The 14,116-nt window shown below is 60.5% G+C and carries 13 protein-coding genes; 7 read left to right on the top strand and 6 right to left on the bottom strand.

What is annotated here, in order from left to right:
• The first annotated feature begins 170 nt into the window (after positions 1-170).
• The 6 genes from ED661_RS07475 (at position 171) to ED661_RS07450 (ending at position 7,140) form a co-directional block, all read left to right on the top strand.
• Positions 171-1,049, top strand: a complete 879-nt coding sequence (locus tag ED661_RS07475) for an RNA polymerase factor sigma-32 (protein ID WP_122073258.1) — start codon at positions 171-173, stop codon at positions 1,047-1,049.
• A gap of 77 nt (positions 1,050-1,126) precedes the next feature.
• Positions 1,127-1,960 carry a ChaN family lipoprotein gene (locus tag ED661_RS07470; RefSeq protein ID WP_254054790.1) on the top strand — a complete coding sequence of 278 codons (834 nt, stop codon included), beginning with the start codon at positions 1,127-1,129 and terminating at the stop codon, positions 1,958-1,960.
• Positions 1,961-2,084: 124 nt separating this feature from the next.
• Complete coding sequence (coaBC, locus tag ED661_RS07465) at positions 2,085-3,299, top strand: bifunctional phosphopantothenoylcysteine decarboxylase/phosphopantothenate--cysteine ligase CoaBC (RefSeq protein ID WP_122073256.1); 1,215 nt, start codon at positions 2,085-2,087, stop codon at positions 3,297-3,299.
• 82 nt (positions 3,300-3,381) lie between these two features.
• Positions 3,382-3,837, top strand: a complete 456-nt coding sequence (dut, locus tag ED661_RS07460) for a dUTP diphosphatase (RefSeq protein WP_122073255.1) — start codon at positions 3,382-3,384, stop codon at positions 3,835-3,837.
• On the top strand, positions 3,837-4,883 hold the full coding sequence (locus ED661_RS07455; RefSeq protein ID WP_122073254.1) for a HesA/MoeB/ThiF family protein: 1,047 nt from the start codon (positions 3,837-3,839) through the stop codon (positions 4,881-4,883). The genes dut and ED661_RS07455 overlap by 1 nt, the downstream gene beginning before the upstream one ends.
• Positions 4,884-5,124: 241 nt before the next feature.
• Positions 5,125-7,140 (top strand): M3 family metallopeptidase, encoded by a 2,016-nt coding sequence (locus ED661_RS07450; RefSeq protein WP_122073253.1) that lies wholly within the window; start codon positions 5,125-5,127, stop codon positions 7,138-7,140.
• Between the two features lie 101 nt (positions 7,141-7,241).
• Here ED661_RS07450 and ED661_RS07445 read toward each other — a convergent pair whose 3' ends face one another.
• Both ED661_RS07445 and ED661_RS07440 read right to left on the bottom strand, forming a co-directional pair.
• Entirely contained in the window at positions 7,242-8,168 is a 927-nt protein-coding gene (locus tag ED661_RS07445; RefSeq protein ID WP_122073252.1) for a glyoxylate/hydroxypyruvate reductase A, read from the bottom strand.
• Positions 8,165-8,575 carry a VOC family protein gene (locus tag ED661_RS07440; RefSeq protein WP_122073251.1) on the bottom strand — a complete coding sequence of 137 codons (411 nt, stop codon included), beginning with the start codon at positions 8,573-8,575 and terminating at the stop codon, positions 8,165-8,167. Before ED661_RS07440 ends, ED661_RS07445 begins: the two co-directional genes overlap by 4 nt.
• 91 nt (positions 8,576-8,666) lie before the next feature.
• Here ED661_RS07440 and ED661_RS07435 point away from each other — a divergent pair, with 91 nt between their 5' ends.
• On the top strand, positions 8,667-9,551 hold the full coding sequence (locus ED661_RS07435; RefSeq protein ID WP_122073250.1) for a LysR family transcriptional regulator: 885 nt from the start codon (positions 8,667-8,669) through the stop codon (positions 9,549-9,551).
• Here ED661_RS07435 and rodA read toward each other — a convergent pair.
• From rodA to mreC, 4 genes are read right to left on the bottom strand one after another with little or no spacing between them, the layout of a single operon-like run.
• Entirely contained in the window at positions 9,536-10,675 is a 1,140-nt protein-coding gene (gene rodA, locus ED661_RS07430; RefSeq protein ID WP_122073249.1) for a rod shape-determining protein RodA, read from the bottom strand. The two genes, ED661_RS07435 and rodA, sit on opposite strands and share 16 nt — an antisense overlap.
• The gene (gene mrdA / locus ED661_RS07425; protein WP_122073248.1) at positions 10,672-12,618 is read right to left on the bottom strand and encodes a penicillin-binding protein 2; all 1,947 of its coding nucleotides are present in this window, start codon (positions 12,616-12,618) and stop codon (positions 10,672-10,674) included. Before mrdA ends, rodA begins: the two co-directional genes overlap by 4 nt.
• Positions 12,615-13,154, bottom strand: coding sequence for a rod shape-determining protein MreD (locus tag ED661_RS07420; RefSeq protein ID WP_122073247.1), 540 nt, complete (start codon positions 13,152-13,154; stop codon positions 12,615-12,617). Before ED661_RS07420 ends, mrdA begins: the two co-directional genes overlap by 4 nt.
• Entirely contained in the window at positions 13,147-14,106 is a 960-nt protein-coding gene (gene mreC, locus ED661_RS07415) for a rod shape-determining protein MreC (protein WP_122073246.1), read from the bottom strand. The genes ED661_RS07420 and mreC overlap by 8 nt, the downstream gene beginning before the upstream one ends.
• Positions 14,107-14,116 lie beyond the last annotated feature (10 nt).

Genomic DNA, 14,116 nt, shown 5'->3' with positions numbered 1-14,116 from the left:
GCGGATTTGGCGAGGACCAGAGCTCTGATGATAGGGCAATGAGTAACTTCTCGAGACTGTGCCGTGGCATTGCGCTGCGGAGTTTGAGACATCCGGCCCGATTTGAGTTCACCAAATTACGTGCTGCCGGAGTGTCTCGTTTTCAAGACGAACTGATTCCGGGGGGAACAATGGCGCTTGACCGTAGCACAGATAACCCATTGCCAAAGAAGGCGATGAAGGCAGAGCTGCTGGATGCAGAAACTGAGAAAAGGCTGGCCTATGCCTGGCGCGATCACCGCGATGTCGAGGCGCTGCATCGGCTGACCAATGCCTATATGCGATTGGCGATTTCCATGGCGGTGAAGTTCAAACGCTACGGAGCACCGATGAATGACCTCATCCAGGAGGCGGGGCTGGGGCTAATGAAGGCGGCGGATAAATTTGATCCCGACCGGGGGGTGCGGTTTTCCACCTATGCGATCTGGTGGATCAAAGCCTCGGTGCAGGACTATGTGATGCGCAATTGGTCCATGGTGCGCACGGGCTCGACCGCGTCGCAGAAATCGCTGTTTTTCAACATGCGCCGAGTACAGGCCCAGTTGGAACGGCAGGCGCACACTCAGGGCCAGCGATTGGACAAACATCAGCTGCATCAACAAATTGCTTCTGAAATCGGGGTGCCTCTCCGCGATGTTGAAATGATGGATGGCCGCCTGTCGGGGTCTGATTTTTCTCTCAATGCGGTGCAGTCGAGCGAGGCTGAGGGGCGCGAATGGATCGAGATCCTGGAAGATGACAGCGCCCAGGCGGCTGAACTGGTTGAGAGCAGTCATGATCGCCGCAAACTGCGTCGATGGTTGGTGGAGGCGATGCAGACCCTGACCGGGCGTGAACAGAGAATTGTGGTGGCGCGCAAATTGAGCAGCCCGCCGCGCACATTGGAGGCGCTGGGCCGCGAGTTGAGCCTGTCAAAAGAGCGGGTGCGTCAGCTGGAGGCTGGAGCATTTGTGAAAATGCGGAAAACGCTTGATACCCGATCGCGAGAAGTGCACAAACTGCTCTCATGAAAAAACATAGTTTTTTACTCGGAATTACGTCGAGGTTCGTTTCTGGCCTCGCAACTATCAGCATTGCAACGGCTCTTGTGACAGGTCTCGGGACAGCCATCAGGGCGGATGATACAGCCTCTGTGGTTCAGGCTGAGCCCCAGTTTGGGACCCGGGCTGAGACCCTGGCAGAGGTTGCTGAGGCCTTGAGCGGGGCGGATGTGATCATCCTGGGCGAGGTGCATGATAACCCGCACCATCATCAGGTTCAGGCGGAGCTGATCGCCGCGCTACAGCCACACGCCTTGGTTTGGGAGATGATCACCCAGGCACAGGCGGAGGGTCTGACACCGCAGATCCTGCAGGATCCAGACGCGACCGCGCGAGCTTTGGACTGGCAGGCCTCTGGTTGGCCAGATTTTTCGCTTTATGCGCCGGTGTTCAAGGCGGCGGAGCAGGCCGCGCATTTTGGCGCATTGGTGCCGCGTGCTGAGTCGCAGGCGGCATTAAAGGCCGGGGTGGCCAGTCATTTTGGGGCGGATGCAAAACGGTTTGGACTGGATCAAGCGCTGCCAAAAGCAGAGCAAACCGTGCGCGAGGCTGAGCAGATGGCCAATCATTGCAATGCTATGCCGGAAGATATCCTGCCGATGCTTGTCGATTTTCAAAGGCTGCGAGACACCAGCCTTGCCGCTGCCGCCGAAGCGGCTCTGCGCCAGACTGGCGGGCCGGTGGTGGTGATCACAGGCAATGGTCATGCGCGGTTGGATCGCGGCCTTGCGATCTACCTGGCACGTGCCATGCCAGACAGCGTGATCCGCGCGTTGGGGCAAATGGAAGATGGGTCTATCCAGGGGCAATTTGATGTTGTGCTCTCGGCTCCGGCAGTGCCTCGCCCCGATCCCTGCCTTGCCTTCTCCAAATCCGAATAGCTGTCCAGCAAGGACAGGCACAGGCAGGGTTCGGGGCGAGGCAAAACCGTTTCACTCTTTGTTGCGCAGAGGCTAATGTTGCCGGGGGCTTGTGGCCAAGCCCGGAAAACAAAGGGCAGGCGAGATGCTGGCAGGAAAGAAAATTCTTCTGATCATTGGTGGTGGCATCGCGGCCTATAAATCACTGGAGCTGATCCGGCGGCTGCAGGATCAAGGCGCCTCTGTGACGCCGGTTCTGACCCGCGCGGGCGAAGAGTTTGTCACGCCTCTGTCCGTTTCTGCCCTTGCCGGGGTGGCGGTGCACCGGGATCTGTTTGACCTGACGTCTGAGGCCGAAATGGGCCATATCCAATTGTCGCGCAGCGCTGATCTGGTTGTTGTTGCTCCTGCCACCGCTGACCTGATGGCCAAGATGGCGCAGGGGCTTGCAAATGACCTGGCCTCAACCCTGCTGTTGGCGACGGATACCCCGGTTCTGCTGGCGCCTGCGATGAATGTCCGGATGTGGGAACATGCCGCGACTCAGCGCAATATCAAAACCCTGCGCGGGGATGGGGTGAGCTTTGTTGGACCAAATGAGGGCGGCATGGCCTGTGGTGAATATGGCCCAGGCCGCTTGGCAGAACCCGCCGAGATCCTGGCCGCGATCACGGCGCAGCTCGCTGAAGCGACCCAGCCGGGTGCCCTGGCAGGGCGGCGTATTCTGGTCACTTCCGGTCCGACGCATGAGCCAATTGATCCGGTGCGCTATATCGCCAATCGCTCCTCCGGGGCGCAGGGGACAGCGCTGGCCCGTGCTCTGCGCGATCAGGGCGCTGAGGTGGTGTTTGTCACGGGCCCTGCGGAGGTCCCTCCCCCTGAGGGGGTAGAGGTCGTTTCGGTGCAAAGCGCGCTAGAGATGGAAGCGGCAGTGCAGGCAGCCCTGCCGGTGGATGCAGGCGTTTTTGCGGCAGCGGTTGCCGATTGGCGGGTGACTAGTGCCTCGGATCGCAAACTGAAGAAATCAAAGGACGGGCTGCCAGTGCTGGAGTTTGCCGAGAACCCGGATATCCTCAAGGCCGTGTCCCGGATGGAGAGGGGCCGCCCCGCTCTGGTGGTTGGCTTTGCCGCCGAGACCAATGACGTGGTGGAAAACGCCACCGCCAAGCGCCTGCGCAAAGGCTGCGACTGGATCGTGGCCAATGATGTTTCACCGGCGACGGGAAACATGGGGGGGCAGGAGAATGCGGTGATCCTGATTTCGGATCAGGGCGCAGAGGACTGGCCGCGCATGGGTAAGGCAGAGGTCGCCACCCGGCTCGCCAGTCGTATCGCCACCGCGCTACAGAGCCTAGACTGACTCCAAGCTATCAAATTTATGCGGCACGGGACTGGCCATAGAGCATCCCCCATAAGTTTCCAATTCAATGAACGAGGCCCCTATGGTTGAGATCAAGGTGATCCACGACGAAGGCGCAGATCAAAGTCTGCCCCTGCCAGCCTATGAAACGCCCGGAGCGGCCGGCGCAGATCTGCGGGCCAATCTGCCAGATCGCAGCAGTCTGACCCTGGCCCCCGGTGCCCGTGCGCTGGTGCCGACCGGGCTGCGGCTGGAGATCCCTCTGGGATACGAGGTGCAGATCCGTCCGCGGTCGGGGCTTGCCTTGAAGCACGGGATTACCCTGCCCAATAGCCCCGGCACCATCGACAGCGACTACCGCGGCCCCCTGGGGGTGATCGTGATGAACGCGGGAGAGGCGGATTTTACCATTGCCCATGGTGACCGGATTGCCCAGATGGTGGTGGCCCCGGTGCTACAGGCGCAAATCACTCTGGTTGATGCCCTGTCCGGAACCGACCGCGGTAGCGGCGGTTTTGGCTCAACCGGGGTTGGCTGATGTTTCTTGTTCTGTTTCTTGCGGGGCTCATCTGGTGGGGCGGTCGTTTGGTTCACCTGCCACGTTCCCTGCGTTTGCTCCTTCTGGGGCTGCTGTTTATGACGGTCTTGGCGCTACAGTTGACCCTGCCTGAGGGCCACGCCCTGCGCGAAGCCACCGGGGGCACGCCGGCACCCTTGCTGATGCTCGGCGGATTTGGCCTCTTGGCGGCGGGATATGGCTGGATTATCTCTTGGCTCAAGCTTCGCGCGCAATCAAAAGGCAGCCCCAGCCCCATGTCACAGCCTCCCTCCCTGTTCTCAGACACTGAGCTAAACCGTTATGCCCGCCATATCGTCCTGCGAGAGCTGGGTGGGCCGGGGCAGAAAAAACTGAAACAGGCCAAGGTCCTGGTGATCGGCGCCGGGGGGTTGGGTGCACCAGCACTGCAATACCTGGCCGCTGCTGGGGTTGGCACCATCGGCGTGATTGACGATGACGAGGTGGAAAATGCCAATCTGCAACGTCAGGTGATCCACCGTGATCAGGATATCGGCATGCCAAAGGTCTTTTCTGCCGAGGCCGCGATGCGGGCGCAAAACCCCTATGTCGAGGTGCGCCCCTATCATCGGCGGCTGACCGCAGATTTGGCGGAAGAGCTGTTTGCCGATTTTGACCTGATCCTGGACGGAACCGATAATTTTGAGACCCGCTATCTCGTCAATGAAACAGCAGTGAAACTAGGCAAGCCGCTGATTTCCGGCGCCCTGTCGCAATGGGAAGGCCAGCTGAGCCTGTTTCACCCCAAAAGTGGCGGTCCCTGTTACCAATGTATCTTCCCCGAAGCACCGGCTGCCGGGTTGGCCCCTTCCTGTTCTGAGGCCGGTGTTGTTGGCCCGTTGCCGGGGGTGGTTGGTGCAATGATGGCGCTGGAGGCGATCAAGGCGCTGACCGGGGCGGGCACCACAGTTCAGGGGGAGTTGCTGATCTATGATGCGCTTTATGGCGAAAGCCGCAAAATCCGTCTGAGCCGCCGGGAGGATTGCCCGGTCTGTGCCCCGGGCTAAGCCTTGTTTTCAACTGTCAGCGGTCAACGGAAGGCTTCGCAACGGTGAGACTGGACGCCTGCGCCGCGCGCTTTGGCGCGCGGCCGGGCCCAACAGCAAGGCGGCATCTTTGATGCAGCTGGCGCTGGCGGGAGAGCTCCCTTTGTGGGGCTAAATGCTGTCGTGAAACGCCAGAGAAGCCCTTGCTTGATTGCAGCCGCTGCGCATCATCGCTAGCCTCTTCTCAAAGGAGAACGCAACGATGACAAACCCCCTCTTGGCCCATTGGGACACTGCTTTTGAATTGGCCCCCTTTGATCAGATCAAGGATGCGGATTTTGCGCCGGCTTTGGATCAGGCGCTGGCACAGCACCAGGCCTGGATAGGCAAAATTGCTGACAATCCAGCCCCGGCGAGTTTTGCCAATGTGATTGAGGCGCTGGAGACCCCGGTTCCGGCGCTTGAACAGGTGCTGTCGGTGTTCTTCACCGTGGCAGGTGCGGATAGCAATCCCGAGCGCGAGGCGCTGCAGCGGGAGTTTTCTCCGAAACTGGCGGCGCATTTTTCCACCATCACCGCCAACAAGGCGCTGTATGCTCGGATCAAGCAGGTCTGGGATCAACGCGACAGCCTTGACCTTACCTCTGAGCAGCAACGGGTTTTGATGATCACTCACCGTGGATTTCTGCGCGGTGGTGCAGCACTGGAAGGGACCGCTGATACCCGGATGCAGGAGATCAAGGGACGGCTTGCCACTCTGGGCACGGAGTTCACCCAGAACCTTTTGGCGGATGAACGCGACTGGCACATGGAGCTTGGTGAGGAGGATCTTGCAGGGCTGCCAGAGTTTGTGGTCGATGCCGCACGCGCGGCCGGGGCGGAAAAGGGCGCTGCTGGGCCAGTGGTGACCCTGTCACGATCAATCATTACGCCGTTTTTGCAGTTCTCGCCGCGTCGGGATTTGCGCCAAAAGGCCTTTGCCGCCTTTACGGCGCGGGGGGCCAATGGGGGCGAGACGGACAATCGGGCGATCGCTGCCGAGATCCTCGCCCTGCGCGCCGAACGCGCAGAACTGTTGGGCTATGACAGCTTTGCCGACTACAAACTTGAAACCGAGATGGCCAAGACACCCTCGGCGGTGCGGGGCCTGCTGATGGATGTCTGGGAGCCTGCGGTGGCACGGGCCAACCGGGACGCGGAAATTCTGGCGCAGATGATGCACGAGGAGGGCATCAACGGTGATCTGGAACCCTGGGATTGGCGCTACTACGCGGAAAAGCGCCGCAAGGCCGAGCATGATCTCGATGAGGCCGAGCTGAAGCCCTATCTGCAGCTGGACCGGATGATCGAGGCCAGCTTTGCCTGTGCCACGCGGCTGTTTGGCCTGGAGTTCCGCCCGCTGGAGGTGCCGCTATATCATGAGGATTGCCGCGCCTGGGAGGTCACCCGCGACGGCAAACATCTGGCGGTGTTTATTGGTGATTACTTCGCCCGCGGTTCCAAACGCTCTGGTGCCTGGTGTTCCGCGATGCGCGCCCAGGCCAATTTCCCCAAACCAACCAACCCGATTGTGATCAATGTCTGCAACTTCGCCAAGGGTGAGCCCGCACTTTTGTCCTGGGATGACGCCCGCACCCTGTTTCATGAGTTTGGCCATGCGCTGCATCAGATGTTGTCGAATGTGAGCTACGAGAGCATTTCCGGCACCTCGGTGGCGCGTGATTTTGTGGAACTGCCCAGTCAGCTTTATGAACATTGGCTGGAGGTGCCCGAGGTCCTGAGTGAGTTTGCCACCCATGCCGAGACTGGTGCGCCCATGCCGCCGGAGTTGTTGGCCAAGGTGCTTGGTGCTTCGACCTTTGATATGGGGTTCCAGACCGTTGAATATGTCGCCTCGGCGCTGGTTGATCTTGCCTTCCACGAGGGGGTGGCGCCTGAGGATGTGATGGCAAAACAGGCGGAGGTTCTGGAACAGATCGGCATGCCCTCTGCTATCAAAATGCGGCACGCGACGCCGCAGTTTGCCCATGTCTTCTCCGGGGACGGCTATTCTTCGGGCTACTACAGCTACATGTGGTCCGAAGTTATGGATGCAGATGCCTTTGCCGCCTTTGAAGAGGCAGGAGGTGCCTTTGATCCTGAGCGCGCCCGCGCTTTGGAGCGCCATATCCTGTCGAGGGGCGGATCAGTGGATCCGGCGGAGCTTTATACTGCGTTTCGGGGGCGTCTGCCCGGGGTGGAGGCCCTGTTGAAAGGGCGCGGATTGGCTGCTGAATAGGCTGTCATTTTGAGCCGGGGGAGGGGGCGCTGCCCCCGGTCTGCGACCTCCCCCGGAATATTTTTTGGAAAGATGATAAAGAGTGGTTGGGGAATTGGGGGTCAGTATCCGAGTTCCCGGTTGACTTGATTGAGGAGGGGCAGGCCTGTTTCGCGGCGCTGGATGTTTTGGGCAATCATCTGTGATGCTGTCAGAGGGCGGGTTTCGGCGGCGATATGCGGTGTCACTGTGATATGGGGGTGTGCCCAAAAGGGGTGTTCCTGGGGCAGGGGTTCCTGACGGAAGACATCCAGGGTGGCATGGGCGATATGGCCGCTGTCCAGAGCTGCCAACAGGGCTGTATCCTCTATCAAGGGGCCACGGCCTGGATTGATGATACGCGCGCCCCTGGGCAGCATTGCCAGGGTTTCTGCATTAAGCGTGTTTTCGGTTGCTGACGTGTCTGGCAGCAGCAGCACCAGGATTTGGGCCTGGCTCAAGGCGCGTTGGAAACCGTCACTACCATGTGCGCAGGCTATTTGGTCGAGAGATTTTGCGGAGCGAGACCAGCCGGTGACCGGGAAGCCAAGCTGCGCCAGAGCCGTGGCGCAGGCAGCGCCCAGAGCGCCGAGCCCCAGCACGGTGACTGGGCGCTCCTGAGCCAGGGGAGGCACGACCGGATCCCAGCAGTCCTGGGTTTTGAGGCTGCGGTCAATGTCCAGGTGGTAGCGCAGGACATGGCCCGTGACCCATTCCACCATGCCCGCCGTCAGGCCTGGATCCACCATTCGACACAGTGGCTGAGTGAGGGTCGTATTGCCGGTGATTTTCTCCACCCCGGCCCAGAGACTGAGGACGGCCTTGCAGGCTGTATAGCCTGTGAAATCCTGCAGGTCGGAATTGGGCGCATAAATCACATAGTCCACCTCACCCGGTGGGTGGTTCTGGCGCAGATCGACCTGGAGCCCAGCCTTGGCAAAGGCGTCCCGCAGTGGGGTCTGGTAAGTGTCCCAGCGTTCCGGGCGGGCGGCAAACTGAACCTTGATCATGTGGCAAATACTCCGGACATGTCTTTGAAGCCTTTGATTTCAATCGGGTTACCGGCTGGGTCATGGAAAAACATGGTGCTTTGCTCACCGGGCATATTGGCAAAACGTGTCACTGGCGCCAGGGTGAAGTCAAGACCGGCAGCGGTCAGTTGGTCGGCGAGCACTTGCCACTCCTCCTGCGGCAGGATCACCCCGAGGTGGGGCATGGGGACCATATGGTCGCCGACCTTGCCGGTGTTTCTGGTGGCAAAGACCGGTCCCAGGTGCAGGGAAATCTGGTGGCCAAAGAAGTTGAAGTCGACCCAGGTCTCGGTGCTGCGCCCCTCCGTGCAGCCCAACAGGCCGCCGTAAAAGGCGCGGGCCTTGTCCAGGTCATCTACATGGTAAGCGAGGTGAAAGATGCTCATGTCGCGTTCTCCTGTTTGTGTGCCCTTGATTTACGCGAAGACAAAAGAAAGCCCTAGCTTGCTTTACTGTGTTCAGACATAAGTTTTTCTCATGGATCTAAGATTTGTCAGCAGCCTCATTTTGGTTATCGACGCGGGCTCTTTGGCGGCGGCAGCCCGGATGGGAGGTATCACGCCTTCGGCGGTGGCGCAGCGGATTGCCACATTGGAAGCCCTGTTGGGGGTGTCGCTATTGGTGCGTGCGGGGCGGGTGATGCAGCCGACGCCCGAGTGCCGCCGCCTGTTGCCGGGGTTGCGGCAATTGCTGCGCGACGAGGCGGCGCTTAAGGGTCTGTTGCAGGCCGACGGGCTGCAAGGTCAGTTGCGATTGGGAGCCATTTCCACGGTGATCAGCGATCATGCCAAGGATCTGGTTGCCGGGCTGCGGAGCGCGGCGCCACAGGTCGAGCTACAATTGATCCCGGGGGCGTCCAGTGCCCTGTTTGCTGAGTTCGAAGCAGAAGGTTTGGACGCAGCACTGATCGTACAGCCGGAGTTTACGCTGCCCAAGACCATGCAGTTTACGCCGATATCAAGACAACAGATCGGTTGGCTGCTGCCCGAAGCCGGAGGGGGCGCTGTGCCGGAAGGGGAGTTGCCTTGCATTCTTTATAGTCGCGAGGCCTGGGGCGGTGTTGCCTGCTGGCAGGCCCTGCAGGTGCAGGAGAGCAGCCCCAAGGTTCTGGCGGAGATGGACGCGTTAGAGAGTATTGCAATGTTGGTGCAGGATGGGTTGGGCCGGTCGGTTCTGCCCAGGTGGGCCACGCTTGATCGCTATGCCGCAAACGCGCGTTTTGTGCCGATTGCCGGGCTTTACCGTGAACTTGGCCTGTTGAGCTGGAGCCGGGATCGCGGCAGGCCGGTGCTCAGCCTGCTGTTGGAGATCCTAAAGGGCAATGGCACTCAGGTTGCAGGGGCGGATCAGCGCGGGCGATGAATATTGGCGCTCTGGACCAGGCCAAAGGCGGCCAGCAGTACCAGCATCGCAGAGCCCCCATAGGAGACCAATGGCAAAGGCACGCCGACCACCGGGGCCAGCCCCATGACCATCGACATGTTTACGGCAAAGAACAAGAAGAAGGTGATGGCGACGCCGAGGCTGACCAGAGAGGAAAAGCGGTCCTTGGCCGCCAGGGCGGTAACCACGCAGAACACGATGATCAGCACATAGAGGCTGAGCAGGGTGAGGCCGCCGATGAAGCCAAACTCCTCGGCCAGGGTGGTGAAGATGAAATCGGTGTGTTTTTCCGGCAGGAAGTTCAGCCGTGACTGGGTGCCCTGCATATAGCCGCGCCCGGACCATCCTCCAGATCCCAGGGCGATTTTGGACTGGGTGATGTGATAGCCCGCTCCCAGCGGATCCTGCGAGGGGTCAAGGAAGGTGTCGATACGCAGGTACTGATAGTTTTTCAGCAATTGCCATTCGGTGCCGCGACTTTGAAAGACAGCAGTCACCAGACCAAGGCCCGCAGCAATGACAGCGGCAAAATAAGCCCAGTGAACCCCCGCTAAAAACATCACCCCGCCCCCAGCTGCCATTAGCAGGATCGAGGTGCCGAGGTCAGGTTGGCGCAGCACCAGAAAGGTTGGCAGCAGGATCATCATCACCGGGATCAGAACCCAGATCGGGCGCGAGCTGCGCTCTGGGGGTAGCCAGTCGTAATAGGCGGCCAACAACATCACCGAGGTGATTTTCATCAGTTCGGAAGGCTGCAGGCGCATAAAGCCAAGATCGATCCAGCGCTGTGCGCCCATACCAACGGTGCCAAAGAACTCAACCGCCAAGAGCAGGACAACGGAGGTCAGATAGGCCAGGATCGACATGTTGCGCCAGAACCAGATCGGGATCAGGGCCACCACCAACATCACGCCCATACCGAGCAAAAACCGTTTGAACTGAGGCTCCGCCCAGGGAGAAAAAGAGCCGCCCGCAACTGAATAGAGCATCAAAAACCCAACCCCCGCCACCGAGGCCAGCAAGAGGGTCAGGGGCCAGTTCAGATACAGGATCTTGTGCAGGCCCGAGGGCGTCGATTTGGCGTTATACTCAAGATAGCTCATGCGCGGTCACTGTCCGGGTTTTCGGCACGTTTGAGACGTTCGCGTTCCAGCCGCTCCTGTTGCGCCTTGATGCGGCTGCGGTCGCCTTTGGGGTAGGCCTCCAGCGGCGGGGTGCCATTGTAAAGCGCCTGCAACATCACATCGCGGGCAATCGGCGCGGCCGCCTTGGAGCCACCGCCGCCATGTTCAACAATCACCGAAACGGCAAACTTGGGGTCATCAAAGGGGGCAAAACAGACATAAAGCGCATGGTCGCGGCGTTCCCAGGGCAGGTCCTTGTTGCTGATCACGCCGGCGGCGCGTTCGGCGGCGGTGATGTTGCGCACCTGGCTGGTGCCGCTTTTACCACCCATGCGCATGCCTTCGGCGATGATACGTGACCGATAGCCGGTGCCGCGCCGGTCGTTGCTGACCGAAAACATGCCACGCCGGATCATACGCAGGTTGTTTTCGTTCATGCCCAGCATTTCACCCGCGCCGGAGGGCTGTTCAACACCGTCAATGGATTTGATCAGGCGCGGGGATATATCCCGCCCGGTGGCCAGTCTGGCGGTCATCACTGCCAGCTGCAGCGGCGACGCCAGCATGAAGCCCTGGCCGATGGAGGCATTGACGGTATCGCCTACCAGCCAGTCCTGTCCCTTCACCCGTGACTTCCACTCGCGGTTGGGCGCCAGCCCACTGGCCACAGCTGACATGGGCAGGTCATGGCGAATGCCAAGGCCCAACCGCTTGGCCATGGCAGAAATTTTGTCGATGCCAACTTTGATGGCGAGATCGTAGTAATAGACATCACAGGATTGTTTGAGCGCGGTATTCAGATCGACATGACCATGACCGCCGCGCTTCCAGCAGTGGAACTTGCGTCCCGAAACTTCCAGATGACCGGGGCAATAGACCGTGTCCTCGGGGCCGATTAGCCCTTCTTCGAGGGCCGCAAGGGAGGTCACCATTTTGAAGGTGGAGCCGGGCGGGTAGGTGCCCTGCACGGTTTTGTTGGCGAGCGGACGATAAGGGTCCTCGGTCAGCATCCGGTAATCCGCCACCGAGATGCCGCGCACAAACTGGTTGGGGTCAAAGCTCGGCGCTGAGGCAATGGCCCGCAGATCGCCGTTTTCGCAGTCCATCACCACAACGGCGGCGCTTTCGCCGCCAAGTCTGGCCTGAGCGTAGTTTTGCAGATCGGCGTCGACTGCCAGCTGCATATCGGCCCCAGCCTGGCCTTCCTTGCGGTCCAGCTCGCGCATCACCCGACCACCGGCGTTTACCTCAATCCGCTTGGCCCCGGCGGTGCCCCGCAGTACATCCTCGCGCTTGGCCTCAAACCCGACCTTGCCAATTTGGAACCGGGGGATCCGCAGGATCGGGTCGGGGGCTTCCAGCTTGTTGAGGTCATAGTCTGACACCGGGCCGACATAGCCAACCACATGGGCAAAATCACTTAGCTGCGGGTAGATGCGGGTCAGGCCCACTTCGGGGGTGATGCCGGGCAGGGCCGGGGCATTCACCGCAACCTTGGAGATATCTTCCCAATTCAGCTGATCCGCGAGGGTGATGGGCAGGAAAGGACGGTTGCGACCTATTTCGGTGCGGGCCCGTTCGATGTCTTCTGGTGGCAGGGTGATCAGCTCCGAGAGCTTGGCGATCACCTGCTCAACGTCGCCGGCATCTTCAGGGACCAGAATGATCCGGTAGGAAGGCGAATTATGCGCCAAGGTCTGCCCGTTGCGGTCAAATATCTCGCCGCGCGCAGGGGCCAGCAGGCGAATATTGATGCGGTTTTCCTCGGCCAGCAGGCGGAACTGATCCGCCTGATCAATCTGTAAATAGCGCATGCGCGCCGCCAAGGCGCCGACAAATCCCAATTGCAAACCACCCAGCAGCAGGGCGCGACGGCTCAGCTTGCGGTGGGCTCCTTCCAGATCTTTGGGAGAGCGTCTCATTTGCGGGCTTCCAGAATTTCGGCTTCGGCGGCAGTGAGTTTACGCACTCCCAAGAGAGTTTGACTAAACAGTACCACCAAAGGATAGGTGGCAATTGTGGCAAACATTTCAATCCCCGACAAGCTCAGCGGGGCGCGGGGGATGGAAAAGACGGAAAGGGTGACGCGGTTCAGAAGGGTGATCACGGTGATCACCAGCGCCACCGATAGCCACTCGGCTGCAAAGGTTGTCTCATGATGTGGCTGAGAGCGCGACCGCAGGAATTCGCAGCCCAGCACCACCAGCAGCGTTTGCAGGCCGGGGGGGCGGTGAAACAGCAGATCGGCCATCAACAGGACCAGAATAAGAAGCAGCACCGGGACATAGTCGGGGCGGCGCAGCGACCAGGCCATGGCGAGGCAGAGGATCAGATCCGGTGGTGCCCAGCTGCGCGCCTGCGTGTCCAGAGGCAGCAGGTGAAAGAAGATGATCAAAAAGGCAAGCGCCGCAAAACTGACCCGCATGATCTGGATTTTGCCCGGCGCAACTTCAGCCATTTCCGGCTCCACTTGCACCAGGGTCCTGTGCCTCGTTGGCAGCGGGGGCTAGCTCCAGAGAGCCGGGGCGGGATCTGGGGGTGTTGGCGCCGGGGGCGGGGACGATCAAGCCGCCGGGATCACGGATCACCTGAGTGCCGTGATGGCGCAGAACCCGCAGAAACTCGAGGCGTTCATAATCCGCTGATAGCCGTACGCGCATCCGGCCACTGCGGTCCTGGGTCGCCTGTCCCACCAACAGCCCGGCCGGAAAGACATCCCCATCGCCTGAGGTGATCACCCGGTCACCGGGGCGCACCAGATCGGCATTCTCCAGAAAGGTGAGCAGCGGAGCGGTGCTGTTGTCGCCAGTGACCAGTGCCGTCTGGCCCGAGGGCTGGATGGTCACGGGAACCGCGCTGGCGGCATCGGTCAACAGCACTACCCGTGCCGTATTGCGGCCCGTGCCGGAAATGCGCCCAACCAGGCCGATGCCATCCATGGTGGCCCAGCCATCCTGAATGCCATCGCGGGCGCCCACGTTCAAAATCACCGACTGGCGAAAGGGTGAGCCGCTGTCCGCCATCACCACGCCGGTGATGAAGGTGAGCTTTGGGTCCAACCGCACATTGTTCAGATCCAGCAGCCGCGCGTTTTCCTGCTCCAGCTGCAAGGCGGCCTCTTTCCAGGCGCGCATCTGGCGCAGCTCCGAGCGCAGCTCGCGGTTCTGTTCAGACAGGCGTTGGTAGCTTTGGAAGTCGCGAAACAGGTTGACGACCCCGGTCACCGGCACCATGGCCCAGTCCATATTGGGCACAACCGCATCAATCAACTGGGCACGGAACCGCTCGACCCTGGGGCTGTCGATCCGCCAGACCAGAAACAAGGCGGCCAGAAACAGACAGGCCACTCCCACCAGTAGGCGACGCAGCGGGGTTGTATAGTCTTCGCGCTGGGAGCGGTCTTTCGCCAAGGGGCTCCTT

The sequence above is a fragment of the Pseudophaeobacter sp. EL27 genome (genome assembly GCF_900313025.1).
Lineage (GTDB): Bacteria > Pseudomonadota > Alphaproteobacteria > Rhodobacterales > Rhodobacteraceae > Pseudophaeobacter.
This window is presented reverse-complemented; position numbering and strand designations above follow the sequence as displayed.

Bases quoted from the DNA above. Each gene is read 5' to 3' on its own strand.
- ED661_RS07475 (WP_122073258.1), top strand. From the start codon at position 171: ATGGCGCTTGACCGTAGCACAGATAACCCATTGCCAAAGAAGGCGATG.
- coaBC (WP_122073256.1), top strand. From the start codon at position 2,085: ATGCTGGCAGGAAAGAAAATTCTTCTGATCATTGGTGGTGGCATCGCG.
- dut (WP_122073255.1), top strand. From the start codon at position 3,382: ATGGTTGAGATCAAGGTGATCCACGACGAAGGCGCAGATCAAAGTCTG.
- ED661_RS07455 (WP_122073254.1), top strand. From the start codon at position 3,837: ATGTTTCTTGTTCTGTTTCTTGCGGGGCTCATCTGGTGGGGCGGTCGT.
- ED661_RS07450 (WP_122073253.1), top strand. From the start codon at position 5,125: ATGACAAACCCCCTCTTGGCCCATTGGGACACTGCTTTTGAATTGGCC.
- ED661_RS07445 (WP_122073252.1), bottom strand. From the start codon at position 8,168: ATGATCAAGGTTCAGTTTGCCGCCCGCCCGGAACGCTGGGACACTTAC.
- ED661_RS07440 (WP_122073251.1), bottom strand. From the start codon at position 8,575: ATGAGCATCTTTCACCTCGCTTACCATGTAGATGACCTGGACAAGGCC.
- ED661_RS07435 (WP_122073250.1), top strand. From the start codon at position 8,667: ATGGATCTAAGATTTGTCAGCAGCCTCATTTTGGTTATCGACGCGGGC.
- rodA (WP_122073249.1), bottom strand. From the start codon at position 10,675: ATGAGCTATCTTGAGTATAACGCCAAATCGACGCCCTCGGGCCTGCAC.
- mrdA (WP_122073248.1), bottom strand. From the start codon at position 12,618: ATGAGACGCTCTCCCAAAGATCTGGAAGGAGCCCACCGCAAGCTGAGC.
- ED661_RS07420 (WP_122073247.1), bottom strand. From the start codon at position 13,154: ATGGCTGAAGTTGCGCCGGGCAAAATCCAGATCATGCGGGTCAGTTTT.